This window comes from Bradyrhizobium sp. AC87j1 (genome assembly GCF_002936975.1).
Classification (GTDB): Bacteria; Pseudomonadota; Alphaproteobacteria; order Rhizobiales; family Xanthobacteraceae; genus Bradyrhizobium; species Bradyrhizobium shewense.
The window spans coordinates 1-25,958 of record NZ_PTFE01000005.1; the positions used below are offsets into that span (position 1 = coordinate 1).

24 protein-coding genes are annotated in these 25,958 nt (G+C 63.9%); 18 read left to right on the forward strand and 6 right to left on the reverse strand.

The genetic code is table 11. The features are described from left to right. Positions 1–152 precede the first annotated feature (152 nt). Positions 153–1,037, reverse strand: a complete 885-nt coding sequence (locus CV770_RS04765) for a hypothetical protein (protein ID WP_104461500.1) — start codon at positions 1,035–1,037, stop codon at positions 153–155. Positions 1,038–1,313: 276 nt separating this feature from the next. Here CV770_RS04765 and CV770_RS04770 point away from each other — a divergent pair, with 276 nt between their 5' ends. From CV770_RS04770 to CV770_RS04795, 6 genes are all read left to right on the forward strand, one after another. Then, on the forward strand, positions 1,314–2,903 hold the full coding sequence (locus CV770_RS04770; protein ID WP_091967155.1) for an ABC transporter substrate-binding protein: 1,590 nt from the start codon (positions 1,314–1,316) through the stop codon (positions 2,901–2,903). A gap of 60 nt (positions 2,904–2,963) precedes the next feature. After that, complete coding sequence (locus CV770_RS04775; RefSeq protein ID WP_104461501.1) at positions 2,964–3,887, forward strand: ABC transporter permease; 924 nt, start codon at positions 2,964–2,966, stop codon at positions 3,885–3,887. After that, on the forward strand, positions 3,884–4,705 hold the full coding sequence (locus tag CV770_RS04780; RefSeq protein WP_018320167.1) for an ABC transporter permease: 822 nt from the start codon (positions 3,884–3,886) through the stop codon (positions 4,703–4,705). The genes CV770_RS04775 and CV770_RS04780 overlap by 4 nt, the downstream gene beginning before the upstream one ends. Next, complete coding sequence (locus CV770_RS04785) at positions 4,702–5,682, forward strand: ABC transporter ATP-binding protein (protein WP_104461502.1); 981 nt, start codon at positions 4,702–4,704, stop codon at positions 5,680–5,682. The genes CV770_RS04780 and CV770_RS04785 overlap by 4 nt, the downstream gene beginning before the upstream one ends. After that, entirely contained in the window at positions 5,675–6,709 is a 1,035-nt protein-coding gene (locus tag CV770_RS04790; RefSeq protein ID WP_104461503.1) for an ABC transporter ATP-binding protein, read from the forward strand. Before CV770_RS04785 ends, CV770_RS04790 begins: the two co-directional genes overlap by 8 nt. A 322-nt stretch (positions 6,710–7,031) precedes the next feature. Then, entirely contained in the window at positions 7,032–7,265 is a 234-nt protein-coding gene (locus CV770_RS04795; protein ID WP_146101248.1) for a hypothetical protein, read from the forward strand. A gap of 226 nt (positions 7,266–7,491) precedes the next feature. Here CV770_RS04795 and CV770_RS04800 read toward each other — a convergent pair whose 3' ends face one another. The 4 genes from CV770_RS04800 to CV770_RS04815 all read right to left on the reverse strand — a co-directional run bounded on the left by CV770_RS04800 (position 7,492) and on the right by CV770_RS04815 (position 11,607). Further along, a complete protein-coding gene (locus tag CV770_RS04800; protein WP_104461505.1) occupies positions 7,492–8,520 on the reverse strand; it encodes an ABC transporter permease in 1,029 nt (342 codons plus the stop codon). Positions 8,521–8,532: 12 nt separating this feature from the next. Next, positions 8,533–10,035 carry a sugar ABC transporter ATP-binding protein gene (locus CV770_RS04805; protein ID WP_104461506.1) on the reverse strand — a complete coding sequence of 501 codons (1,503 nt, stop codon included), beginning with the start codon at positions 10,033–10,035 and terminating at the stop codon, positions 8,533–8,535. Between the two features lie 6 nt (positions 10,036–10,041). Continuing rightward, positions 10,042–11,064, reverse strand: coding sequence for a sugar ABC transporter substrate-binding protein (locus CV770_RS04810; protein ID WP_018320172.1), 1,023 nt, complete (start codon positions 11,062–11,064; stop codon positions 10,042–10,044). A 138-nt stretch (positions 11,065–11,202) separates the two neighbouring features. Continuing rightward, the gene (locus CV770_RS04815) at positions 11,203–11,607 is read right to left on the reverse strand and encodes a globin (protein ID WP_201759700.1); all 405 of its coding nucleotides are present in this window, start codon (positions 11,605–11,607) and stop codon (positions 11,203–11,205) included. A 481-nt stretch (positions 11,608–12,088) separates the two neighbouring features. On the opposite strand from CV770_RS04815, the gene CV770_RS04825 reads away from it, so the two are divergent. From CV770_RS04825 to CV770_RS04875, 11 genes are all read left to right on the forward strand, one after another. Next, on the forward strand, positions 12,089–12,463 hold the full coding sequence (locus CV770_RS04825; RefSeq protein WP_091967135.1) for a DUF2946 family protein: 375 nt from the start codon (positions 12,089–12,091) through the stop codon (positions 12,461–12,463). A 342-nt stretch (positions 12,464–12,805) separates the two neighbouring features. Beyond that, positions 12,806–14,959: a TonB-dependent receptor family protein gene (locus CV770_RS04830; protein WP_104461595.1), complete on the forward strand. Its 2,154-nt coding sequence runs from the start codon at positions 12,806–12,808 to the stop codon at positions 14,957–14,959. Between the two features lie 26 nt (positions 14,960–14,985). Continuing rightward, on the forward strand, positions 14,986–16,197 hold the full coding sequence (locus CV770_RS04835) for a sialidase family protein (RefSeq protein ID WP_104461508.1): 1,212 nt from the start codon (positions 14,986–14,988) through the stop codon (positions 16,195–16,197). Beyond that, entirely contained in the window at positions 16,194–16,691 is a 498-nt protein-coding gene (locus CV770_RS04840; RefSeq protein WP_091967131.1) for a TlpA disulfide reductase family protein, read from the forward strand. The genes CV770_RS04835 and CV770_RS04840 overlap by 4 nt, the downstream gene beginning before the upstream one ends. Before the next feature lie 27 nt (positions 16,692–16,718). After that, positions 16,719–17,255 (forward strand): copper chaperone PCu(A)C, encoded by a 537-nt coding sequence (locus tag CV770_RS04845; RefSeq protein WP_104461509.1) that lies wholly within the window; start codon positions 16,719–16,721, stop codon positions 17,253–17,255. A gap of 29 nt (positions 17,256–17,284) precedes the next feature. Further along, positions 17,285–17,815 carry a YcnI family copper-binding membrane protein gene (locus CV770_RS04850; RefSeq protein WP_091967129.1) on the forward strand — a complete coding sequence of 177 codons (531 nt, stop codon included), beginning with the start codon at positions 17,285–17,287 and terminating at the stop codon, positions 17,813–17,815. Further along, entirely contained in the window at positions 17,815–19,377 is a 1,563-nt protein-coding gene (locus CV770_RS04855; RefSeq protein ID WP_104461510.1) for a copper resistance CopC/CopD family protein, read from the forward strand. Before CV770_RS04850 ends, CV770_RS04855 begins: the two co-directional genes overlap by 1 nt. Before the next feature lie 144 nt (positions 19,378–19,521). After that, on the forward strand, positions 19,522–20,841 hold the full coding sequence (proS, locus tag CV770_RS04860; RefSeq protein ID WP_104461511.1) for a proline--tRNA ligase: 1,320 nt from the start codon (positions 19,522–19,524) through the stop codon (positions 20,839–20,841). 90 nt (positions 20,842–20,931) lie between these two features. After that, positions 20,932–22,212, forward strand: a complete 1,281-nt coding sequence (locus CV770_RS04865) for a lipoprotein-releasing ABC transporter permease subunit (RefSeq protein ID WP_018320183.1) — start codon at positions 20,932–20,934, stop codon at positions 22,210–22,212. A 7-nt stretch (positions 22,213–22,219) separates the two neighbouring features. Continuing rightward, a complete protein-coding gene (locus CV770_RS04870; RefSeq protein ID WP_018320184.1) occupies positions 22,220–22,924 on the forward strand; it encodes an ABC transporter ATP-binding protein in 705 nt (234 codons plus the stop codon). Between the two features lie 96 nt (positions 22,925–23,020). Continuing rightward, positions 23,021–23,662, forward strand: coding sequence for a glutathione S-transferase family protein (locus CV770_RS04875; protein WP_091967125.1), 642 nt, complete (start codon positions 23,021–23,023; stop codon positions 23,660–23,662). 226 nt (positions 23,663–23,888) lie between these two features. On the opposite strand, the gene CV770_RS04880 is transcribed toward CV770_RS04875, so the two are convergent. Then, positions 23,889–24,968, reverse strand: a complete 1,080-nt coding sequence (locus tag CV770_RS04880) for a quinone oxidoreductase family protein (protein WP_104461512.1) — start codon at positions 24,966–24,968, stop codon at positions 23,889–23,891. A 112-nt stretch (positions 24,969–25,080) separates the two neighbouring features. Between CV770_RS04880 and CV770_RS04885 the strand changes: the two genes are divergently transcribed. Next, entirely contained in the window at positions 25,081–25,854 is a 774-nt protein-coding gene (locus tag CV770_RS04885; protein ID WP_104461513.1) for a helix-turn-helix transcriptional regulator, read from the forward strand. Positions 25,855–25,958: the final 104 nt, after the last annotated feature.

Consider the following 25,958-nt stretch of genomic DNA (forward strand, 5'->3'; position numbering starts at 1 on the left):
GGTTCAATGGAACAACGGACGGGGCGCCGCGCTGAGGTACGGGCTTCAAAGCCCTTGGATGAAGCGGTCTCCCGTCCGTTACCGCACCGGACACTCTATCCGATCCAGCGATTCGAGACTTACAAGGATGACGGTCCAAGACGCCGCGGCCCTCAATACATCCGTATCGGCAGCGGCGCGCCTTCGGGGCCGACCAGCAGACCCCAGGTCTCGTTGGCCGCGACTTCGAACTCCCGCTTCTGCGCCGCGCTGCCCTTGAGCTTCAGGGTGACCTTGTACGTGCCCGGCGGCAGATCGATCTTCTGGCTATCAGGCAACTCATCCGCGGCGGCGTCAAAATCGATCAGTTCCTCTCCGGCGTGAGCCGCCAGTCGGATGGTTCGCTCATTGACGGTGATGTCGGCCGCTTCATCCGTCTTGTTGCCGAGCAACAACATCACTTGTCCCGGCGCCGGCTGGATGCGGGCCGTGGCGGCCAACGGCTTGCGCAGCGCAAGGTCGGCGATCGTTGTGTTGTCCTGACGGACGAGCCGGAGCAGCGCCGGCCCGTCTGACGTCGTGAAGGCGACAACGGCCCTGTCGGGCTCGACGACCGCACCGTCGTTCTCGGTCCAGCCGCGCCTTTCGAGTGCAGCGCGATAGAAGCCGAGCACGGCCTCGAGACCGAGCGGCGTCTCGACGTGAGCCGACCTCATGAAGGGCGAATTCTTCGCGGTCATCAGGGCCCAACGGTCGACCAGCGGCAGGCCCATGTCGTCGGACATTTTGGCCTCGAATGTCCGGCTCGTGGCTTGTGTCAGAAGCCCGACAGTGTCGCAGAGCAGGCGCTCGCCAAGATAGTCCGGGGCGCAACGGCCCCTGAGTGCCCACCATGTATCGTCGACAAACCCGTTTGATCGCTTGGTGTGGGACCAATTGATTTGAATGTTTTTCGTCGGGCCGTCGCGGGCAGGGTCCGGCGTGACGGGGATCGCCATCGCCGCTGTCGCGGCGACCAGACTGCCGGCGAGCAGGATACCTAGCGTTCGGCGGGTCATTTTTTGCGCGATCCTTGTTTTCCAAGATCCCTGGGGCTCAGATAACGATCCTGAGCTTGGTCGCGTCGATCACGGAAAATGTTCACTATCCCTGGTCGCCCGATGACGCACCGCGTCAATCGACGGCTTGCATCGCCGGGCGGATGCAACCTTACTTCCGGGTCGAAGAGCCGCCTTCCGGAACTGACATCGGTCTCCATCAAAAACGAAGCTTGCATTCGACGGGCTGCGAATGATCAAATCCCTGATCGGAATACCTGCGTTGGTGGGGGACACATGATGTTCAGGATGATGGCGATCGTCGCGGGCTTGGGACTGGCGCTCGCTGGATCTGCGGAGGCCCAGACAGCGCGCAAGGGCGGAACCATCCGCATGACAGCGCCCTATGGCTCGAGTTTCACGAGCCTGGACATTCACACCACGCAGCGCGCCCAGGATGAGATCTACGCCAAGGCGCTGCACCGCTCGCTCTACATCTGGAATTCCGCGGAAGGAAAGCCGGTCCTGGAGCTTGCCAAGGAGGATGTGGTCTCGGGCGGGGGACTCGTTCACACCTTCAAGCTGCGCGACGACGCCTATTTCCACAATGGCCGCAAGATGACGGCCGACGATATCATCTGGTCCTACACCCGCATCATGGACGGCACCAAGGCCTATCCCGGCGCGCGGTTTGTCCGCGTGATCGAGGGCGCGGCCGCGGTCGAGAAGGGCCAGGCCAAGGAGATCTCCGGGCTGAAGAAGATCGACGACTTCACCGTTGAGATGAAGCTGACCGAGAAAGTCGATCCCGGCTTCTACTTCTTCACCGCGCTGACATCGATCTATCCCGCCGACGAGGGTGCCAAGGAGAGCTTCATCCAGAAGCCGATCGGTCTCGGGCCCTTCAAATTCGTCGAGCACGTACCGGGATCGCGCATTGTCCTGGAGCGGTGGGACCGGTTCTACAAGCCCGGCAAGCCCTACGCCGACAAGATCGTCGTGGCGATCATGGGCGAGGCCGCGGCCCGCGATGTCGCCTTCCGCAACAAGGAGGTCGACACCTCGGTGCTCGGGCCCGCGCAATATGTGGCCTACCAGTCCGACGCCAACCTCAAGGGCACCATCGTCGAGGTCGCCGAGGTCTTCACGCGCTACATGGGCATGAATCCATCATTCAAGCCGTTCGCCGACAAGCGCGTGAGACAGGCGATCAACTACGCGATCGATACCGACCTGATCATCAACAAGCTGGTCAAGGGCAAGGCCTATCGCGCCACCAGCTGGCTGCCGCTGACCTCGCCCGCTTACGACAAGGCGATGAAGCCGTACGCTTACGATCCCGCCAAGGCCAAGCAGTTGCTTAACGAGGCCGGCTATCCCAACGGCTTCGAATTCGAATGGACCACCAGCCAGAACGAGAGCTGGGGCTTGCCGATCGTCTCGGCCGTGATCCCGATGCTGGACAAGGTCGGCATCAAGGCGAAGGTCAAGCAGGTCGAGACCGCGGTGCTGGCGGAGGTGGTTCGCACCGGCGACTACCAGGCCTTCATCTATTCGCAGGCGAGCGGCCCGGATCCGCAGGCGGCCCTCAAATGCTTCCACTCGTCGACGCCGCAGCCAGCCTGCAACTACATGATCTTCAAGAACGCCGATTTCGACAAGATCGTCGACGAGGCCGGGCAGGCCGACGACCCAGCAAAGCGCGCCCAACTGCTGCAAAAGGCCAATGCGCTGCTCTATGAGGAGGCACCGGTCTGGTTCTTCAACTACAACAAGGCGGTCATGGCCGTGCAGCCGTGGCTCAAGGGGATTCAGCTCAACGCGACGGAGCTGACCCATCAGAACGTCGAAGACCTCTGGGTCGACGAGACCTCGCCCGCGAAGTGACATGCGCTCTCGCGCTCCCTCCGTCGCCACAGACGATGGAGGGAGAGAGGAAAAGTGCCGATGCTCTCCTTTCTGTTCCGTCGCCTGCTGCAGACCATTCCGACCGTGCTTGCCGTCGTGCTGCTGGTCTTCGTGCTGTTCAGCGTGGTTCCCGGCAGCATCGTCTCCTCGATGAGCGACGACAGCGATCCGCAGGTCGAGCTGCGCATGAAGAAGCAGCTCGGCCTCGACGATCCCGTTTACGTACGTTTCGGCGTCTACATTGCCAAGCTCGCGACCGGCGATTTCGGCACCTCGTTCCGCACCCGCGAGCCTGTCACGACCATGATCGCCAAGCGGGCTTGGCCGACGCTGCAACTGATCTTCGCGGCCATGGCGTTCTCGGTCGTGATCGGCGTGCCGCTTGGCTTCATCGCAGCCCTGCGACCGGGCGGAATCGTCGATACGCTTGCCATGGTCGTCGCGGTGTCGGGCCTTTCCATCGCCAAATTCTGGCTCGGACTGGTTCTGATGTACCTGTTCGCGTTGAAGCTCGGCTGGCTGCCGAGTTTCGGCTATGGCGATGGCGGACTGAAATATCTGCTTCTGCCGGCCGTGACCCTCGGCGTCTCGCCGATGGCGCTGTTTGCCCGGACGACGCGCGCCGCGGTCCTCGAGATCATGACCGCCGATTTCGTCCGCACCGCGCGCTCCAAGGGCATGAGCGAGACGCGGGTGGTGAAGTGGCATGTCATGCGCAATGCGCTCGTCATCATTCTCACCACCGTCGGCCTGCAATTCGGCGCGCTGATGGGGCAGGCGGTCGTGGTCGAAAAGCTGTTCTCGTGGCCGGGCATCGGCTCATTGCTGGTCGACAGTGTCTTGCAGCGCGATATTCCGGCGGTCCAGGGCTCCATTCTCGTGGTGGTGCTGGCCTTTCTCGCGATCAATCTGCTGATCGACGTGCTCTACGGCGTGATCGATCCCAGGATCAGATACGCATGAAGCTTCGCGCCAATCTCGTCATCGGTGGGGTGTTGTTCGCGCTGGCGATCCTGGTCGGCTTGCTCGCGCCCTGGCTGGCGCACACCGATCCCGTCATGGACGCCAATTTGATGAACGCGGAGGAGCCCCCGAGCTGGACCTGGTGGTTCGGCACCGACGACCAGGGCCGCGACATCTATTCCCGCGTCGTCTACGGCGCGCGGGTCTCGCTGACGGTCGGTATCATCTCGCAGCTCATCAACAGCGTCATCGGCGTGGCCTTGGGGTTGAGCGCCGGCTATTTTGGCGGCTGGTGGGACGATGTCGTCAACGCCCTGACCAATCTCATGCTTGCGATCCCCTCGTTGATCTTCGCGCTGGCCATCATGGCGGTGCTCGGACCCGGCCTGACCAGCCTGCTGATCGCACTCGGGCTGACCAACTGGTCCTTCACGTGCCGGATCGCGCGAGCCTCGGCGCTGTCGCTGAGGAGCCAGGGCTATGTGCAGGCGGCGACCGTGCTCGGCTACGGCGATCTGCGCATCATGATCACGCAGCTGCTGCCGAACATGCTGGGCCCCATCATCGTCATCGGCACGCTGGGCATGGGCAGCGCGGTGTTGTCCGAAGCCGCATTGTCGTTCCTCGGCCTCGGCGTCCGTCCGCCGTTTCCCAGCTGGGGCAGCATGCTGTCGGAGGCCCGCGAGCAGATCACGACGGCGCCGTGGCTCTCGGTTTTTCCGGGCCTCGCCATCTTCCTGACGGTGCTTGGCCTCAACCTGCTCGGCGATGGCCTGCGCGACATTCTCGATCCCCAATCGCGGAGCCGGCGGACATGACCGGCGCGCCGCTGATCCAAGTCGAGGACCTGCGCATCGATCTCGATGACGGATCGAGGCGCGTCGCGGCGGCCGAGGGCGTTTCGTTCCGCATCTCACGCGGCGAGACGTTCGGCCTCGTCGGCGAATCCGGTTGCGGCAAGAGCATCACGGCGCTGGCCTTGATCGGGCTGTTGCGGCCGCCGCTCTCGATCGGCGGCGGCGTCATCCGGTTCGAAGGACAGGAGATCCAGCACCTCTCCGCCGCAAGGCAGCGGGAGTTGCGCGGCAACCGCATTGCCATGATCTTCCAGGAGCCGATGACGGCGCTGAACCCGGTCTCGCCCGTGGGCCGGCAGATCGCCGAGATGTTCGTGCTCCACAAGGGCAAGAGCTGGCGGGAAGCCAGCCGGCTGGCGGTCGAGGCGCTGGCGAGCGTCCGCGTCCCCGCGCCCGAGCGCCGCGTCAACGATTACCCGCACCAGCTCTCCGGCGGCATGCGCCAGCGCGTGATGATCGCCATTGCGCTCGCCTGCGGTCCGGATCTCCTGATCGCCGATGAGCCGACCACCGCGCTCGACGTGACCGTGCAGGCCGAGATCATCGAGCTGATGCGGAATTTGTGCGCCGAGCGTGGAACGGCCATCCTGATGATCAGCCATGATCTCGGCCTGGTCGCGAACGTCTGCCGCCGCGTCGCCGTGATGTATGCCGGCCGCATCGTCGAGGAGCGCGGCTCGGCCGATATTTTTCGAGCGCCCTCGCACCCCTATACGCAAGGCCTGGTCGCCTCGCTGCCGAGGCTCGGCAGCCGGGCCGCACTCGGCCGCACCAGGCTCAAGGAGATCGCGGGCGTCGTCCCGGCCATCACGAATTTCCCTGAGGGGTGCCGATTCAATCCGCGTTGTCCGCAGGCGACCGAGATCTGCCGGACCGTCGTGCCGGAGACGGATCTGCTGGGGGCCGGCGGTCTGGTCAGGTGCCATCACCATGCATGAGCCGCAAAACATGCTGGATGAGCGAAGGCTGGACGATGACCTCATCCTCAGCGTCGAGGATCTCGCGGTTCACTTTCCGCTCGGTGGCGGCCTGCTGGGCCGCGGCAAGCGGATGCTCCGGGCCGTCGACGGCGTCGATCTCAAGCTGAAGCGCGGCGAATGCCTTGGCCTCGTCGGCGAGTCCGGCTCCGGCAAGTCGACGGTCGCATTGTCGATCCTGGGTCTGCTGACGCCGACGCGCGGCCGTATCATGCTGGACGGGCAGGTCGTGAGGAGCAGGCAATCCGGCGATCGGAGGGCGTTGGCGCGCACCGTGCAGATGGTGTTTCAGGACCCTTACGCCTCGCTCAATCCGCGCCAGACCGTTCGCCGCACGCTGGAAGATCCCCTGCGGGTGCACGGCGTCACCGCGAAAAGCGAGATCGAGGATCGCGTGGCGACCATGCTGCGGCATGTTGGCTTGCGGCCCGAACAGTCCGGCCGCTACCCGCATGAATTCTCCGGCGGCCAGCGCCAACGCATCGGCATTGCCCGCGCGCTGATCCTCAACCCCAAAATCGTCATCTGCGACGAGCCGGTCTCGGCGCTCGACGTCTCGATCCGCGCCCAGATCATCAATCTGCTGCTGGAATTGAAGGACACGCTGGGCCTCTCCTACATCATGATCAGCCACGATCTCGGCGTCGTCGAGCACATGAGCGACCGCGTCGCGGTGATGTATCTCGGCCGCATCGTCGAGAACGGCCACTGGCGCGAGATCTTCGAACGCCCGGCGCACCCCTATACGCAAGCCCTGATCGCCGCCATCCCTGATCCCTTGCACCACGCCCCGCTGGCGACGACAGGCGGCGACCTTCCCAACCCGCTCAATCCGCCGAACGGCTGCGCCTTCAGCCCAAGATGCCGGTACGCCGAGGCTGTGTGCCGGAGCGAGCCCGGGCCGTCGCTGGAGACGCGGCCCGACGGGCATGCAGTGCGGTGCTGGCGGGCGGATGAGATCGCGGGGCGGATGGCGTTGGCCGATTAGCACGCAGAAGCGCAAGCGCGTTGCCCACTCACCATCCGCCGTGAAAGATTTCGAGAAACGCCAGAGGTGACGCTGCCAGCGCTGCTCCTGTGCAACATCCGACGGTCCCGAGTGCGATGGCGCCCGGCCAGGCGTGGTGAGTCCAACCATAGACGCCGCCGATCGCTACACAGACGCCGATGATCGAAACAGCCCAGGCGATTTGCACAGCAACCTTAACAGTTCTGATCATCGGCTCTTAACCTATCGCGGTTCGTCGCTGACGGTGCGCGTTTGCGAGTGTCTGCTGGCTCTTGATGTATAGATAAGGGGACTGGCTGGAATGGAAGCCATGGCACGCAACGTAAGCAACATCCCGACCGGCCGGACCTATGCGGGCTTTACGCTGGTGTGGATTTGCGTGATCTTCGTCGTCTGCTTGCTCTGCATTGCTGTGTTTGCGGCTGGCCACTGGATCATAGGCCTGCTGATCGTTCTACTCACCACTTATGCCTGTGTCCGGCACGCCATATGGATTGGCAAACGCGCAAGGCGGGGGCTTGTTCGCAGGCGGTGAGTCCGTCATTAACTCACAACGAGGGCCGCGCACTATCGCGACGTTCCTATCGAACGCTCCAAACCCGCACGCGCCGCGATTGTGACAACTTGCTCGTGTTTTGCCCGACGAGTCAAAATTTCGGTGCGGTGGCACTCACGCATTCGCGGATTGGCAAGCGGCTGAATTCTCTCACAGTTTCTACTGTGCATGGGGTTGTTTTCGCAGTTTTTGTTTTGAGGGCTGTCTAGTCCGCCGCCTTTTCCCTCAGCCGCTGCGCATAGACGTTGATGACCAGCGCTGCCAGCAGGATCAGGCCGCGGATCAGGATCTTCAGGAAGCTGTCGATGTTGACGTGGTCGAGGCCGTTATTGAGAACGCCGAGAACGAAAAGGCCGACGATGGTGTTGCCGATGCCGCCGCGGCCGCCGAACAGGCTGGTGCCGCCGACCACGACGGCAGCGATGGAGTCGAGCAGATAGGTGTCGAACTCGTTCTGCTGTGCGCTGCCGAAATGGGCGACGCCGAGCATGCCGCCGATGCCCGAGCACACCGCCGAGATCACCATGACGGCGCCGAGGATGAGCTTGACGTTGAGGCCGGAATATTCGGCCGCCTCGCGGTTGCCGCCGACCATGTAGACGTAGCGGCCGAAGCGCGTGTAGGTCAGCACCAGATGCCCGCCGAGCAGCATCAGCGCGGCGATGATGACGAGCCATGGGATGCCGCCAATCGAGCCCGAGCCGAGCGTGGTGATCAGGCTCGGCACCTTGTAGGCGATCTGGCCGCGCACCAGCAGCGCCGAGATGCCGGCGGCGATCTGCATCATCGCCAGCGTCATGATGAAGGAGGGGATGCCGATCACGGTCAGCCCCAGCGCATTGACGAGGCCGAGCAGGGCGCAGAGCAGGATCGACAGGATGATCGCGACCGCGCCGGGCAGCGGGATGTTGGCGATGTTGACGTAGGATTCCTGCAGCGTGAAGTAGGCGACGGCGATGCCGGTGACGTTGGCGATGCTGGCGATCGAGAGGTCGATCTCGGCGCAGAGGATCACGAAGGTGAGGCCGACCGCGATGATGCCCGTGACCGACACTTGCGTGAGGATGTTGCCGAGATTGTCGAGCGTCGCGAAGGAGGGGCTGGCAAAGGCGAAGAAGACGGACAGGAAGATCAGGGTGAGGAACGGGGCGATGTTGCGCATCTGCGAGCGCAGGAAGGGCGCCAGCCCGCGCGCCCGTTGCCCCGCCGCCAAAGCCGTCTCACTGCTCGCCATTGTGCTTCTCCGTCACGCCGCTTCCAGCAGGCGGTCCTTGCTGACCGGCTCGTTCCTGAATTCCCGCACCAGTGCACCGCGCTTGAGCACGAGGATGCGGTCGGCCAGCGACAGCACCGTTTCGGGCTCGGTCGACAGTACGATGATCGCAAGTCCCTTGGCGCGGAGGTCGCGGACGATGTTGACGACGTCGTTCTTGGCGCCGACATCCATGCCGCGGGTCGGCTCGCACAGCACCAGGAGCTTGGGCGGATAGGTCAGCCATTTTGCCAGGGCGACCTTCTGCTGGTTGCCGCCGGAGAGCATGCCGAGATCGAGGCCGACCACCGGGGGCCGGATTTGCAATTGCTCGACCTGGCGCTGGGCGATATCGCGCTCCTGCGCCGGCTTGAGCAGCAGGGATGAGATGCGGTCCAAAATGCTGATCGAGATGTTCTTGTAGACCGGCTCCTGGTGAAACAGCATGTCGCGGCGGCTCTCGGGCACCAGCGCCACGCCGGCGCGTCGCGCCGCCGCCGTGCTGGCAAAGGTCTTGAACGAGCCGTCCACGGCGAGCGTGCCGCCGTCCGGCTTCAGCTTGCCGAACAGGATGCGGGACAGCTCCTGCTGGCCGCAGCCCATGAAGCCGTAGATGCCGAGCACCTCGCCGGCGCGCGCCTCGAAGGAGATGTCCTTCAGGCTGCGGGCCAGCGAGAGCTGGTCGACCTTCAGCACCACCGAGCTGTCGCTCGGCTGCGGCAGCATCAGGTCGTCGGTGTAACTGTGCTCGAGCGCCTCGCCACCGCGCCCGATCATGGCCTCGATCAGCGCGCCCTTGCTGGTGGCGGCGCTGGCGGTCTCGGCGACCTTCCGCCCGTTGCGGAACACGGTCACCGTGTCGGACACGCGCAGGATGTCCTCGATGAAATGCGAGATGAAGACGATGCTGGTGCCTTCTTCGCGCAATCGGCGGAGCGTTGCGAACAGGCGTTCGACCTCGGGCGGGGAGAGGGCTGAGGTCGGCTCGTCCAGGATGACCATGCGGGCGCCGGAGAACAGCACGCGCGCGATCTCGATCAGCTGCTGCAGCCCGATGGGCAAGTCACCCAGCCGGCTCATCGGATCGACGTCGATGCCGAAGCGGGCGAGCTGCTCGCCGGCCTCGCGCGCCATGCGCCGCCATTGCACGAGGCCAAGGGCGTTGGTCGGCTGGTTGCCCAGGAAGACGTTCTCGGCGACCGTGAGATCAGGCGCGACGCTGAGCTCCTGATGCACCATGGCGATGCCGGCGGCGTGCGCATCGCGCGCCGAGCGGAAATGCGTCTCCGCCCCGTCGATCAGCAAGCGGCCGGAGAACTCAGTGTGCACGCCGGCGATGATCTTCATCAGCGTGCTTTTGCCCGCGCCGTTCTCGCCGACGAGACCGTGGATCTCGCCGGGATGGAGTGCGAAGTCGACACCACGAAGCGCTTCGACGCCGCCGAAGCTCTTCGTGATGCCCTGCAGTTCAAGGATGGGCGAACGCACCTCGGGCATGGAAGCTCAGATCAGGAAGTGATCCTGCATCCACTGCATCCCGGCGGCGTTGGCCTTGGTCACGACCGGGCCGTCGGTGACGACGTTCTTGGGGATGCCTTGGCCGCTCTTCTCGCCGCCAACTACGGCCGACACGCCCGCGATGATCGCGCCGCCATGGATGCGGCAGGAGGGATTGCGGACGGTCGCGAACATGCGGCCTTCGCTCACCGCCTGGATCGCCGGCGGCATGGCATCGACGCCGCCGATCAGGATGTTGGTGCGGCCCCGCGCCTTCATGATGTTGGCAGCGGCGAGTGCCATGTCGTCATTGTGGAAGAACGCCGCATCGATCTGCGGATACTTGGTCAGATAGGTTTCCCAGAGGCGCGCGGTCTTGGAGACGTCCCAGTCGGCCGGCTGGGTGTCGAGCACCTCGATCCCCGGGAATTGCTTGACCGTGTTGGTGAAGCCCTTTGCGCGCCCTTGCGCGCCGGTGTGGCCGAGCGCGCCCTGCGTCATGATGATCTTGCCCTTGCCGCCCATCGCGTTGCACAGCGCCTGGGTCACCGAGGCGCCCATGAACTCGTTGTCGGGGGCGAGGAAGGAGTGGACGTTGATCTGGTCGAGCGGCGCGATCAGCGTGTCCATGTCGATCACGGGCGTGCCGGCGTCGATCATCTTCTGCACGGGCTGGGTGAGGGTGCCGATGCCGAAGGCCTGGATCGCGACGAAATCCCATTTCTGCGAGGCCATGTTGTCGATGGCCGCGCGCTGCTTCACGGCGTCGAGCTGGCCGTCGAACCAGGTGACTTCGACGTTGAACAGCTTGCCCCAGAATTCGGCGGCCTGCTTTCCTTGCGCGCACCATGTGGCCTGCAGGCCCGCATTGGAGAACGCCGCCTTCAGCGGCTTCTCGCTTCGCCCGACCTCGGCGGCCAATGCGGGGTTTATGCCCATGCTGCCGAGGAGGGCAGCTCCGGCGCCGGCGGTCGCAGCCGCCTGAAGTAGATCGCGCCTCGTCGTCGAGAAATCTTTCGTCCCGGACATCGCTCGCTCCCATAAATTTTATCGTCGGCGCGTCATTGATTGCGCAACCGATGTCGAAAGTGTCTCACAAGAGTTGATGCCACTCAATCTGCAATCACACGCGCCATCGCAGTACGCCGCGTGGTGCAGCGCAAAGCGTCAGGCCGTCGTGCCGGCGAGTGCGTCGATGTCGACGAGCAATTTGTCCCAGGCTTGCGCAATCTCGATCGACCATTCATCGCCGAGCAGATCGCGCAGCGTATCCCTGATGATGGTGAAGAACGCGGCGAACAACTGGCGTGACGTGCCATAGGCGTCGTGCGAGGCAACCTCGCAGGCAATCAGCCGGAAATGCCCCTGGCGCTCACCAGCGAAATCGAGAATCGCCTCGATCGTCAGCGCGAGCATCGATCCCTTCACGAGGTCGCCGCCCTCCGAGCGGAACATGGCCTGCGTTTCGGGATGCTCGTCGAACAGGCGCTGGTAGACGATGGGCGTGAGATCCGCGCAGCGCGAGGCCGCGAGTTCAAAGCTGAGTTCGACCGGATTGGAGGACATATTCATCGGCGAAAGTGCCATGCGGACAAAAAAAGAGCGGGGCCCTGGCCCCGCTCAAAAATTGTGTCGACCCTATTATCCCCGATTCTAAGATTTGCTCTTGATTGACGGGGCGACGCTGCGTTTTGCGCGTCAGGGGCTCCTCCCGAGACTTGGACCACCAGACTTCGACCTCACGGCCAGCCTGAGCAAGGGGGATGCTAGATCAACTTTTCTCACTTGTCATCATTTTCGGCAACGAATGTTCAAAATTCGAGCAATAGACGAAATGATCGGGCTTTTGACCCCGCAAGTATATGACAAATATAAGAAATCTGTGGATGTCGGGCGGTTTGATTTGGCTCAAATTCCGGACCCCGAGCCCATGGTGAGGTCGTCCGACCACGCTTTTCCGACAAATTTGCGCTGGGCCAAGAAGGCGGCGGAACTGATCTCGACTTGGGCCCGGCGCGGTGTTTAGTTAGCAGACGAACGAACGGTTCGGCAGATGCGCGCGCGGTTACAGAAATTCCTACCCCTGGTCCTGCTCGCCTTGGTGATGCAGGTGCTGGCGCCGATCGCCGCCTGTTGGGCGACGGGCCAAGCCATCGCCGATCCGCTGTCTGCCGCCGTCATCTGCCACAGTGCGAGCGACCAGGGTGGCCTCGACGATCGGACGGGCACCCCGACCGCGCATGCGGGCGCGTGCGCCCTGTGCTGCCTCGCCCAGGCGGGCGCGTCGCTCGATTCGCCGACGCACGCGGCACTCTCGATTCCCTTCCGCCATGCCGCGCGCGTGGTGTGGCAGCCGGCGGATGCGTCCGCCATCGGCGCTCCCAAGGGTTCGAGCGCTCAGGCCCGCGCCCCACCTCAATTTTCCTGACGTAGCGACAAACCGAACCGTTGGCGCGCGCCGTTGCCGCCGATGGCGTGCTCAATGGACCGGCCGAGGCGCCGGATGTCAGGAATTCAAAAGATGTTACGCATTCGTGCGATCGGAAGTGCGGGCTTGCCCGTGCTTTTCGGGCTGGTGTCCCCGATCGGTTCAGACGCGCTTGCCCAGGCTGCCCCGGAAGCGATTCCCGCAGTGACGGTCGAGGCGCCTAAGACGTCCCGTCCCAAACCACTCACCCGGCCAGCGCGGCTGCGTTCCGCTTCGGCGACGCGCGCAGCGAGGCCGGTCGCGCCGATCGCGACCGATGGCGCCCAGGGGCAGAACAAAACGATGTCCGCCGGCGCAGTGCGGGCCGGTCTCAATCAGGCGCCGGCCGGCCAGACCGCGACGACCATCGATCGCAGCCAGTTCGAAAACCGCCCGTCGTTTTCGGTCAGCGACGTCTTGCGGGATAGTCCGGGCATTTCGATCAAGCAGGGTAATGGTCCGCGCGATTTCGGCATCTCGATTCGCGGATCCAACGCCCGGAACGGTTTCGGCATCCGCAATCTCGTGATCTTCGACGACGGTTTCCCCGTGACGCAGCCGGACGGCCTGTCACGCAGCGACCTGATCGACCCCCACGCCTATGGTGCGATCGACGTGATCCGCGGCCCCTCGTCGGCGCTCTACGGCAATTACGCGACCGGCGGCGCGCTCAATTTTCGCACACGGCCGGGCGGCACGATCGACGGCGTCGAATACGGTGTCGACGGCGGCAGCTATGGCTACCTCAACAATTACGTGGCGGCCGGCAAGAAGGTCGGGAATTTCGAGGGCTCGCTGTTCGCAAGCGACACCCGAGGCGACGGCTATATCGGCAACAGCTGGTTCAACACGCAGACCGTCAACTTCCTCGGCACGCTCAAGGCGACGCCGGACGACCGCTTCACGGTCAAGATCATCAACAACGATCTCAGCGCGCGGCTGCCGCTTCGCTCCACGCTGAACCAATACTATCAAAATCCCTTCCAGCAGGATTGCGCGACCGGTGCCACGGCCGCGCCCGGATGCGGTACGGTCAGGCTGTTCAACAATGGCTTCAACGCGACCGCCGGAACCGATACGGAGACGGCCGTGCAGGCCGGGCTCGGCCGCAACGACCGCCGCACCATCGTCGGGGGCCGATGGGAGCACGATTTCGACAACACCACGACCTGGCGCAACCAGTTCGTGTTCGACGACCGGAACATCAGTCAGCCAACTGGCTCCACCAGCTCGATCGGCGACTTCCCGTCCTACAACTACATGAGTGATCTCACCAAGCGCGGAGAGATTCTCGGCCTGGAGTCCACCGCGTTCTTCGGCGCCTTCTACAACACCCTGACGGCATCGAGCGATACGCGAAACGTGATGCCGGGAGGTAACGCGACGCTCGGCAGGCTGTCGAGCAATCTCTACAGCGAGACCACCAACTATGGTGTTCGTGCCAGGGAAGAGCTCAAGCTTACGTCGTCGCTAACGGCCGTTGCGGGTATCGGTTGGGAGACAACCTTGCTCAAGGGCACCAATACGGCCTATTCGTATGCTGGTCCAACTGGCATCACCACGACAACGCCGACGACCGCGGACCGGCAGTTTCAAAATACTGCACCAGAGTTGGCGCTGCTCTACAATCTCAATAACGAATGGCTGTTCCGGGCACGCGTTGCCACGGGGTATGGCACTCCGCAGGTCTCGAATCTCTTTGTCGCTCAGACGGGATTGTCGGGCAACAATACGCAGCTCCAAGCCCAGAAGAATCTTGGCTACGATCTCGGTTTCGATTGGACGCCGAATAGCGCGCTCAAGCTCAGCGCAACTGGCTTTTACGAGTTCTTCCGTAACGAGATCGTCAACCAAGCGACGTCGGTCCCGGGTGTAAACTATTCGTTCAACGCGCCGCGATCGGAGCATCGGGGCATCGAGCTTGCCGCCGATTGGAAATTCTATCCGGGCTGGCGGTTCATGGTCGCCTACACCTATCTCGACGAGGTCTACACCGAGTATGTCGAGAACATCACCAATGGCGCCGTGTTTAGCTTCAACCGTGCCGGCAACAAAATTCCCGGTATCTCGCCCAACGAGCTGACGGCTCGCATTGGCTATGACGAGTTCGCCGGGCCGCTGGCAGGCCTCGGGGGCTTCGTCGAGGTCCAGTGGAAGGACTCTTTCTACATGGACAACGCGAATCTGCTGAAAGCGCCGGGCTACGAGCTGGTCAATGTGAACGTCCACTACAAGACCGACCTGCTGTCCGACACCTTCAGGTCACTCAATCTATTTCTCGAAGTCAGGAACGTATTCGATCGCACTTATGTTGCGTCGGCAAACAACATCGCAAACACGGTGACGGCGGCCGGCCTACAAATTCCTGGGAGCACGCTCGCGAGCACGGCACCGGGGTCGATCTATGCGGGCTCGCCACGCCTGTTCGTTGCGGGTATGAAGGTGGCCTTCAAATGATCCGGGCTCTCGAAGGGAATAGGGCCATGATCCGAACTGGCTTGCTTGGGATCGTCGCCTGCGTCTGCCTGCAAAGCGCCGCGCAGGGGCAGATGCGTGGCCCGCACGTGTCCGAGGCCGCGTGCGAGGAGCCGACGCTGCGCTGTGCGACCAAGGCGACGCCCGCCTTCGGTTCGGACGGCACGCTGTGGCTGGTCTGGATGGCGGGAGGGCAGGTCTCGGTCGCAAGTTCGCAGGATGCTGGCCGAAGTTTCTCGACGCCCACCCAGGTCACGACGAAACGGCTGAATCTCGATTGGGGCCCGGATGCGCGGCCGAAGATCGTGGTCGACCGCAAGGGCGGCATCGCGCTCGCGTTCTCGACCTTCAGGGACGAGGCCTTCAACGGTCAGGTGCTCTATACGCGCTCGACCGATGACGGGAAAAGCTTCGCGGAGCTGAAGCCGATCACCGCCAGCAACGAGAGCCAACGTTTCGAGGCGCTGGCGCTCGATCAGGATGGAACAGTCTTTGCGGCGTGGCTGGACAAGCGCAATCGCATTTTTGCGAAGGAAGCGGGACAGAAGTACGAGGGAGCCGGGCTGTTCTTCACGTCGTCCAGCGACGGCGGCACCACCTACGCAGAAGCGAAGCTGGCGCGTGAGGGCACCTGCGAATGCTGCCGGTTGGGGCTGGCATTCGCTGCGTCCGGGCGGCCGGTCGTGATCTTCAGGAACATTTTTGAGGGCGGCGTGCGCGACCACGCGGTGATGACCTTCACGGACGTCGCGACGCCAGGCGAAGTCCGCCGGGTCAGCAACGACGACTGGCAGATCAACGCCTGTCCGCACCACGGGCCGAGCCTCACCGTTGCGCCGAACGGAACCTATCACGTCGCCTGGTACACCAACGGGAAGGCGCGGAAGGGATTGTTCTACGCTCACTCGCGCGACGAAGGCCGCACGTTCTCTTCGCCGATGGCGTTGGGGCGGCCGGATCGCAATCCGACGCGCCCCTTCGTGCTCGCGGGCGCGGCGGGGACGGTAATGGTCTGGAAGGAGTTCGGTGGCGAAAAGACCTCGGTCCAGATGACGATCTCCCGCGACGATGGCGAGACGTGGTCGCCGCCGAAGACGATATCCAGCACGACCGACACGTCCGACCATCCCTTGCTGGTCTCCAACGGCAAGCAGACCTACCTGTCGTGGATGACGAAGGCGGATGGCTATCGGCTCACGGCTATCGAGGACCAACCATGAGATTTCGATTTGCAGGCATTGCCAGCCTTGTCGTTCTGATCGCATCGGCGGCTGCGCTCGGCGCATCTCCAGCTCTGAAGCCATTCGAACGCGGCACTTGGCAAAGCGTTCTTAGGGGGCACGCCGGCCGTCCGGTGCTCGTGCATTTCTGGGGTGTGACCTGTGGCCCCTGCAAGGTCGAGCTGCCGCTGCTCGGGCAGTTTGCCAAGGATCATCCTGACGTCGACGTCGTCACGGTCAGCGCCGATCTCGTGCCGAACTTGCCGGCCGCCACGCAATCGATGCTCGACAAGGCGGGTCTGGCGTCGACCGAAAATTTCATCTTCAACGACGGCTTTGTCGAGCGCTTGCGGTTCGAGATCGATCCGGCCTGGCAGGGCGACATCCCCAGGACAATGCTGATCTCCCGGGAAGGAGCCATCACGACGATCGAAGGCTCGGCTGAAATTGCCGATCTCGAAAAATGGTCAGCGCAACAACGCTCCAAACACTGAAGTTCAGTCTGCAAAGGGAATACCGACATGAAGACAATCTCGAAAAACGTGCTGCTGGCTGCGTTCGCTCTCGCGATCTCCGCAGCACCGGCGCTCGCCGACGACGTCAAGGCCGGCGATCTCGTCGTCTCGCAGGCCTGGAGCCGGGCGACGCCGGGCGGCGCCAAGGTCGCCGGCGGCTATCTTACCATCGAGAACAAGGGCACGGCGGCCGATAGACTGGTCAGCGTGTCCGCCGATATCGCGGGGAAGGCCGAGATCCACGAGATGGCGATGGACAATGGCGTGATGAAGATGCGCCCGCTCGACAAGGGGCTCGCCATCGATCCCGGCAAGACGGTGAAGCTCGCGCCCGGCGGCAATCATTTGATGCTCCAGGAGCTGAAGGGCGCGTTCAAGCAGGGCGACAAGGTACCGGTGACGTTGCAATTCGAGAAGGCCGGCAAGGTCGCGGTGTCCCTCGACGTCCAGAGCGTCGGCGCGCAGGCGCCTGGCGATGCCGGGCATTCAGGTCATATGGACATGAAGAAAATGCCGGATCACTCGGGAATGAAGATGAAATGAGAGTGATCTGGACTCTCGGGAGGCCGAACATGTCGAAGCAATCCTGCCTGATCCTGGTTGCCGCGCTCGCCGCCTCGCCGGCGGCGGCGCACGTGTCGCTCGAGACCAAGCAAGCCACGGTCGGCACGTCCTACAAGGCCGTCTTCACCGTGCCGCATGGCTGCGCAGGCTCGCCGACGGTGAAAATCCGGGTGCAGATTCCGGAAGGGGTCATCGCGGTGAAGCCGATGCCGAAGGCCGGCTGGACCATCGATGTCGTCGAGGGCAAATATGCCGGGGAATACGACTATCACGGCAACAAGCTCTCCTCCGGTGTCAAGGAGGTGGCGTGGTCCGGCGGCAAGCTGCCGGACAAGAACTATGACGAGTTCGTCCTCAGCACCTTCCTGACCGACAGCCTGAAGCCGAACACAGTGCTGTACTTCCCTGTCGTTCAGGAATGCGAGGCCGGCGTCAGCCGCTGGATCGACATTCCGGCGGCGGGGGCAGGGCACTCACATGAGGGCAAGTCCGAGGGCAAATCGCCGGCGCCGGGCGTGAAACTGTTGCCAAAACCGTGATGCGCCTGTTCGCCGCGCTTGCGACGCTGCTCCTCGTTGCCGGCTTCGCAAGCGGTGCGTCGGCGCATGCGGCGCTGGTCTCGGTCGAGCCGGCGAGCGGCAGCATGCTCGCGACCGCGCCCAAGGCGGTGGAGCTGCGCTTCAACGAGGCGGTAACGCCGGGCGCGATCCGGCTGATCGATGGTGCGGGCAGGGCGCGGGATGATGCGCGCGTCAGTGCATCGGGCGAAACCATTTCGGTCGTGATGCCGGTGGATCTGCCTGAGGGCACCGCGGTCGTCAGCTATCGCGTGATCTCGCAGGACGGCCATCCTGTCACCGGATCGGTGATCTTCTCGATTGGCATGCCGACCGCGACGAAGCCTGCCGCCGCCGTGGACGGCGGGTTGAACGCGCTGATCTGGCTGGCGCGCGTCGGCTTGTACGTTGGGCTGTTCATCGGCGTCGGCGGCGTGTTCTTCGCGCGCTGGGTTGCGTGGTCGATGACCGGCATGGCCGTGCCGCGCATGGCGCTCGCCATCGGCATCCCAAGCGCGGTGGCGTCCGTCGGCGCGTTGGGCCTCGATCTCCTCGGGTTGCCACTGGCAGCCCTTGCGACCGCTGCTCCCTGGAAAGTCGCGCTCGCGACCAGCGCCGGCCCTGCGCTGCTGGTTGCCGTGCTTGCGATGCTACTCGCGTTGATGGCGCTGCGCAGCGCGTGGTACGCGCGTGCTCTTGCGATCATGGCGTTGGTCGGCGTCGGTCTGTCGCTCGCCATGACCGGGCACGCCGCAACGGCACCGCCGGAGGCGTTGACCCGGCCTGCAATCTTTCTCCACGGCCTCGGTGTCACCATTTGGATCGGTGCTCTCGCGCCGCTCGTGGCGCTGGTGTCGAAGCCGACGATTGCGACGCTCCCGATCGTGAACCGCTTTTCCCGCATTGCTGCGCTCGCAGTCGGCGTATTGGCCTTGACCGGCCTCGCACTCGCGATCGTGCAGCTCGAAAAGCCTGGAGCGCTGGTCGAGACCCGCTACGGGCTGATCCTCTCGGTCAAGCTAGTTCTGGTCACGGGATTGCTGGCGCTGGCCGCGCTCAATCGGTTCCGGCTGACTCCGGCTCTGGCCCGGAACGAGACAGGGACGCCCGCGCTCAAGCGCTCGATCCTGCTGGAAAGTACGATTGCTCTCGTCATCCTCGCCGTGGTCGCCGGCTGGCGCTTCACACCGCCGCCGCGGACGATCGTGCCGGAGACGCCGTTGGCGATCCACATCCATAGCGACAAGGCGATGTTCCAGGTCCTGGTCTCGCCAGGCAAGGCGGGGGCCAATGATGTCGTGCTCCAGCTCATGACCGGCGAGGCAACGCCGCTGACGGCCAAGGAGGCGACGTTGACCCTGAGTCTGCCCGAGCGCGGCATCGAGCCGATGGAGCGAAGGGCCTCGCTTGGGCCCGACGGTTATTGGCATGTGCGCAAGGTCGAGCTGCCCTTTGCCGGCCGCTGGCACGTGCGGATCGACGCGCTGGTGACCGACTTCGAGCAGATCACGCTCGAAGATGAACTCGACGTCACGCCGCCGTGAGACGCAGCTTGGGCTGAACCTGAAGTCCGACGGAAAAATGACAGGAATTCCGCTGCGTTAGCGGCTTTTCCTCATTCCCGGTCTTGTGTTTTCGCTCTCAATCCGGTTTCACTGCAACCCATCACTGATTCCCAGAGTATTACCATGCGGTTGTCGCGGTTCTTTCTGCCCATCCTGAAGGAAAATCCGAAAGAGGCGGAGATCGTCTCGCATCGGCTGATGCTGCGCGCCGGCATGATCCGGCAGGAGGCCGCCGGTATCTATGCCTGGCTGCCGCTCGGCTTCCGCGTGCTGAAGAAGATCGAGCAGATCGTGCGCGAGGAGCAGGACCGCTCCGGCGCGCTGGAACTGTTGATGCCGACGCTCCAGCTTGCCGACCTCTGGCGCGAGAGCGGCCGCTACGACGCCTATGGTCCGGAGATGCTACGCATCGCCGACCGCCACAAGCGCGAGCTCTTGTACGGGCCGACCAACGAGGAAATGATCACCGAGATCTTCCGCGCCTATGTGAAGTCCTACAAGAACCTCCCGCTGAATCTCTATCATATCCAATGGAAATTCCGCGACGAGCAGCGTCCGCGTTTCGGCGTGATGCGCGGCCGCGAGTTCCTGATGAAGGACGCCTATTCCTTCGATCTCAACGAAACCGCCGCACGCGTCGCCTACAACAAGATGTTCGTCGCGTATTTGCGGACCTTTGCGCGGATGGGGCTGAAGGCGATCCCGATGCGCGCGGAGACCGGCCCGATTGGCGGCGACCTCAGCCACGAGTTCATCGTGCTTGCCGAAACCGGCGAATCCGGCGTCTTCATCAATCGCGACGTGCTGGACCTGCCGGTGCCGGGCGAGGACGTCGACTACGACAGCGACCTGACGCCGATCATCAAGCAATGGACCTCGGTCTACGCCGCCACGGAAGACGTCCACGACGCTGCGCGGTTCGAGCAGGAAGTGCCCGCGGACAAGCGGGTGAACACCCGCGGCATCGAGGTTGGGCAGATCTTCTATTTCGGCACCAAATATTCGGACGCGATGAAGGCCCTGGTGGCGGGCCCCGACGGCGTCGACGTGCCGATCCATGGCGGTTCCTACGGCGTCGGCGTCTCGCGCCTGCTCGGCGCGATCATCGAAGCCTGCCATGACGATGCCGGCATCAAATGGCCGGAGGCGGTCGCGCCGTTCCGCGTGTCGATTCTCAACCTCAAGCAGGGCGATGCGGCCGTCGATGCGGCCTGCGAGAAGCTTTATGCCGAGCTCACGGCCAAGGGCGTCGACGTGCTCTATGACGACACCGACCAGCGCGCCGGCGCCAAATTCGCCGCAGCCGACCTGATCGGTATCCCCTGGCAGATCATGATCGGGCCGAAGGGGCTCGCTGACGGCAAGGTCGAGATCAAGCGGCGAGCCGACGGCTCCCGCGAGACCATGTCGCCTGCGGACGCGGTCGCAAGACTTGTGGGCTGATAAGCCTGGTCGGCTGAATATTGTTCATCGCCCGATATCGCGGCCGCCAATCCGGCCACAATTGACCCCGAATCATGGGATTATCGAGCGATGGATGAGACCATGACCGAAACCGTACAGACCGCGCCTTTTGCGCCATTCGAGTGGATGCTGTCGGCGCGCTATTTGCGGGCGCGCCGCAAGGAGGGATTCATCTCGGTCATCGCCGGGTTCTCCTTCCTCGGCATCATGCTGGGCGTGGCGACGCTGATCATCGTCATGGCCGTGATGAACGGCTTCCGCAAAGAGTTGCTCGACAAGATCCTGGGGCTGAACGGGCACATCCTGGTCCAGCCGCTGGAATCGCCGCTGACCGACTGGAAGGACGTCGCCGACCGCCTCAGCCAGGTCAAAGGCATCCGGCTTGCCGCGCCCGTGGTGGACGGCCAGGCGCTGGCGTCCTCGCCGTGGAATGCCTCGGGCGTGCTGGTGCGCGGCATTCGCTCCGACGACCTCAACAACCTCACCTCGATCGCCAAGAACATCAAGCAGGGCTCGCTCGAGGGTTTTGACGACGGGCAGGGCGTCGCAATCGGCCGGCGCCTCGCCGACCAGCTGTCGCTGCATGCCGGCGACAGCATCACCCTGGTGGCGCCGAAGGGCGCGGTCACGCCGATGGGCACGACGCCGCGCATCAAGCCGTACAAGATCGTCGCCGTGTTCGAGATCGGCATGTCCGAATACGATCTCGGCTTCGTGTTCATGCCGCTCGCGGAAGCGCAGGCCTATTTCAATCGCAGCAACGACGTCACCTCGATCGAGGTGTTCACCACCAACCCCGATCAGATCGTCGCCTTCCGCCAGGCCGTGACGGAGGCTGCGGGCAGGCCGGTGTTCCTGGTGGATTGGCGGCAGCGCAATTCGACCTTCTTCAACGCGCTCCAGGTCGAGCGCAACGTGATGTTCCTGATCCTGACCATGATCGTGCTGGTCGCAGCTCTGAACATCGTCTCCGGCCTGATCATGCTGGTGAAGGACAAGGGCAGCGACATCGCGATCCTGCGCACGATGGGCGCCTCGCAGGGCTCGATCATGCGCATCTTCCTGATCACGGGCGCCTCGATCGGCGTGGTCGGCACGCTGGTCGGCTTTGTCGTCGGCCTCGTGATCTGCCTCAACATCGAATCCATCCGGCAATTCCTGTCCTGGCTGACCAGCACCGAGCTGTTCTCGCCAGAACTCTATTTCCTGTCGAAACTGCCCGCCGAGATCGACGTCGGCGAGACCACGGCCGTCGTCATCATGGCGCTGACGCTGTCGTTCCTGGCGACGCTGTATCCGTCGTGGCGCGCCGCGCGCCTCGATCCCGTCGAAGCGCTGCGGTACGAGTGAGGGGTTGATGGAGCAGCAGCAGGGGGCGGAAGACGTACCGGTCATTTATCTCCACGAGATAAAGCGGCAGTACTTGCAGGGCGAGGTGCCGCTGACGATCCTGGACGGCGCCAAGCTCGCGCTGTGGGCCGGACAGTCGGTGGCGCTGGTGGCGCCGTCGGGCTCGGGCAAATCGACGCTGCTGCACATCGCGGGGCTATTGGAAGCGCCCGATTCCGGCGAGGTCTATGTCTCGGGTGCGCCGACCTCGCAGCTGCCCGACATCGAGCGCACGCAGCTCCGCCGCACCGATATCGGCTTCGTCTACCAGTCGCACCGGCTATTGCCGGAGTTCTCGGCGCTCGAGAACGTCATGATGCCGCAGATGATCCGCGGCCTGAAGAAGTCCGAGAGCGTCAAGCGCGCCAAGGAGATTTTGGGCTATCTCGGCCTCGGCGACCGCATCACCCATCGCCCGGCCGAGCTGTCCGGCGGCGAGCAGCAGCGCGTCGCGATCGCGCGCGCGGTTGCCAACGCGCCGCGGGTGCTGTTTGCGGACGAGCCGACCGGCAACCTCGATCCGCACACGGCGGATCACGTCTTCCAGGCGCTGATGCAGCTGGTCAAGGCGACCAAGGTCTCGATGCTGATCGCGACCCACAACATGGAGCTCGCCGGCCGGATGGACCGGCGGGTGTCGCTGTCGAACGGCCAGGTGGTCGAGCTCGAGTAACAAGCCGTGAGCGCAAGATGCGCTGTCGATAGCCCGTTGCGCGTCTGGCTTACCTCTGCGAGCTAGTACATCGAGCCCAATCAGGAACGCTCAACCATGTTCACCGTCTATGGCGAAGGTCGCGGCTTCCGTGTTGTCTGGCTACTCGAGGAATTGAGATTGGCCTACCGGCTGCACCCGGTCGATCTGCTCGCAGCCGAGATTGATCGCGATTTCCTCGCGATCAACCCCGCCGGCTTCATTCCGGCACTGCAGGACGGCGAGACGATCATGGTCGAATCGATCGCGATTCTTGAGTATCTGCTCGCCCGTCACGGCTCTGGTTCGCTAGCCGTCGCCCCGGGCGATCCCGCCTTCGCTTCCTATCTGCAATTTCTCCACTTGGGCGAGGCCGGGCTCGCCGGGCCGATGAACGCCGTCATTGTCGGTCGCCAACTGGCGCCCGAAGCCGAGCGAGATGCCCGGGTTACCCGCTGGGCACTCCAGACCTTCGAGAGCCGGCTGGGGTTGGTTATCCGCCGCCTCGCGGATTGCCCCTATCTCGCCGGCGACCGATTCACGGCCGCCGATATCTCGGTGAGCTACGCCCTCCTGCTCGGCCTGCGAACCGGCAACTATGTCCCCGGTTCTACCGAGCGGGACTATCTCGCCCGCACGACGGCACGCCCTGCCTACGTCCGAGCGATGGAAAGCTGCCAGGCCACCAAGGCCTGGGCGGCGAGATCACCGGGATTGTAGTGCTCGCTTGAAGGGCGGCTCACGTCCCTAACAAAAATGCGAAAACAACCCCATGCACAGTAGCCAAGTGCTTGGCCGGACTGACGAAAAAAATCGGCGACGGCGCTCCGCCGCGCCCCTAAAGCATGATCCGGAAAAGTGCGCAGCGACTTTCCGAAAAGATCATGCTTGAACAACAACCTAAAGCGCGATGACGATTCATCCTCATCGCATCGCGCTTTAGGACTCAAGGCCGGATCACCGTCAATTTGAACGGTCCGCCATTGGCCGCGGCGTGCGCGACCGCCTCGTTGGCGTGGTCGAGGTCGAAGGCCGTCGTCTCGTATTCATCCAGCCTGAGCAGCCCCGCACGCACCAGCGCGATCAGACGGCTCGCGGCATCCGGCGGGTACATCCAGACGCCGTGGATGCTGATGCAGTTGCGCATGATCCAGGGGTAGGGAAGCTCGAGGCCCGCGCCGCCGGCCATGCCGACGCCGCCCATCAGCACGACGCGTCCATAGGGACGCACTGTCATGATCGCTGCACGCACGACGTCGGGGCTCACGGAGGGGGGCATGATGTCGAACACACAATCGATCGGGCCGGGCGCTGCGCGCTTCATCGCCTCGCGGTCGTGATCTTCATTGCCCGTAAGCTTGACCGGTTGCACGCGGCTGCCGAAGCGGCGGACGAGGTCGGCGAGGATTTTCTCGTTGCGACCGGGCGTGACCACGCAAGCCGCGCCCATCGCCAGCGCGACCGAGACGGCGGCGCTGCCGAAATTGCCGGTGGCCCCGCTCACCAGCACGGTCTCGCCTGCTCTAAGGTTCGCAGCGAGGAAGCCGCCGTAAGGCACTAGCAGCGTGCCCAGCGCGCACCATTGTGTGGCTTCCTTCGGCGTGATCGCGCCGAGAGTTTTGACGTTCTCGGTCGGCACCCTCATTTGCTCGGCGAAGGAGCCGTGGCGAAAATGCTGTTGCAGCCGCATGCCGCCGGGCCCGGCAGCGGTGAGCCCTTGCAGGGCGATATCGGGCGCAACGGTGTCGTCGCGCGAGCGCACCGTCGGGTCGCAAAACACCCAGTCGCCGACGCTGAGCTTGGTGGCATCCGGACCGATGGCGCGCACCCGGCCAATGCCGCCGGGTCCCGGGATGATCGGGAGATCGAGCGCATAGTTGCGCTCCCCGCTGAAGACCTCGTTCATATAGGACAGCACGCGGGTTGCGACGATGTCGACGATCACCTCGCCGGTGCCGATGGTCGGCTTCGGAACGTCCTCGATCACCAGCGGCGATCCAAGGGATTTGAGTACGGCAGCTTTCATGGATGTTCACCTCACAGTCGCGGTGAATCCCATATGCGCCGCCTTGGAGGGGCCAAGAAGGCCTGGTATTATCCTAGTATTCCAAAGACCCTCCATGCGGGAGCGACACACCATGGCCGATCCGCGCCGCGTTGAATTCGGCGACTTCCTGAGGTCTCGCCGCGAAAAGCTGTCGCCGAAGACGGTTGGCCTTCCGATCGGCCGGCGCCGGCGCACCGCGGGGCTACGCCGCGAGGAGGTCGCGCAGCTCGCCGGCATCGGCGTCGACTGGTACATCCGCCTCGAACAGGGCCGCACCGTCAGCCCATCGGTGACCACCGTCGACGCGCTGGCCCGCGCACTCCGCCTCAGCAAGACCGAGCACGCGCATTTGAAGGCGCTGGCGCGCGACGGCGCCAAGGGGGCGTTCACGCGCGAGATCGTGCCGCCGCCCATTCGGCGGATGATCGAGAGCCTGCCCCAGCCGGCCTATATCACCGGGCGCCGCTGGGATGTGCTGGCCTGGAACGCGGCGGCCGAGGAGGTCTTTGCCTTCGGTCAGTTGCCCGAGCAGGATCGCAATACGCTGCTGCTGGTGATGACCAACAAGCAGACGCGAAAATTCTACGGCGCGAGCTGGACCGACGTCGCCAGGAGCATGGTCGCGATGTTCCGCGCCAATCACGACGTCTGGGCCGGCGATCCCGCTTTCACGGAGCTGCTGACGCGGCTGCGCCAGGGCAGTCCGGAATTCGTCAAATGGTGGGAAGCCCACGACATCCGCAACACCGCCTCGGGCCTCAAGACGATGAACCATCCGACCAGGGGCGTGCTCCGGTTCGAGCACACCAGCTTCCAGGCCAACGACGATCCCGCGCTGAAGCTCGTGATCTACACGCCGGTGTAGGGTGGCGGCGGTCGGATGTGCATCTTGATCAGTTGGTGCGGGATGGCTCCTGGCACAAAGCGGCCAGGTCAGGCTGACAGTTGGTTCCAGTGCGGAAGCGGTTC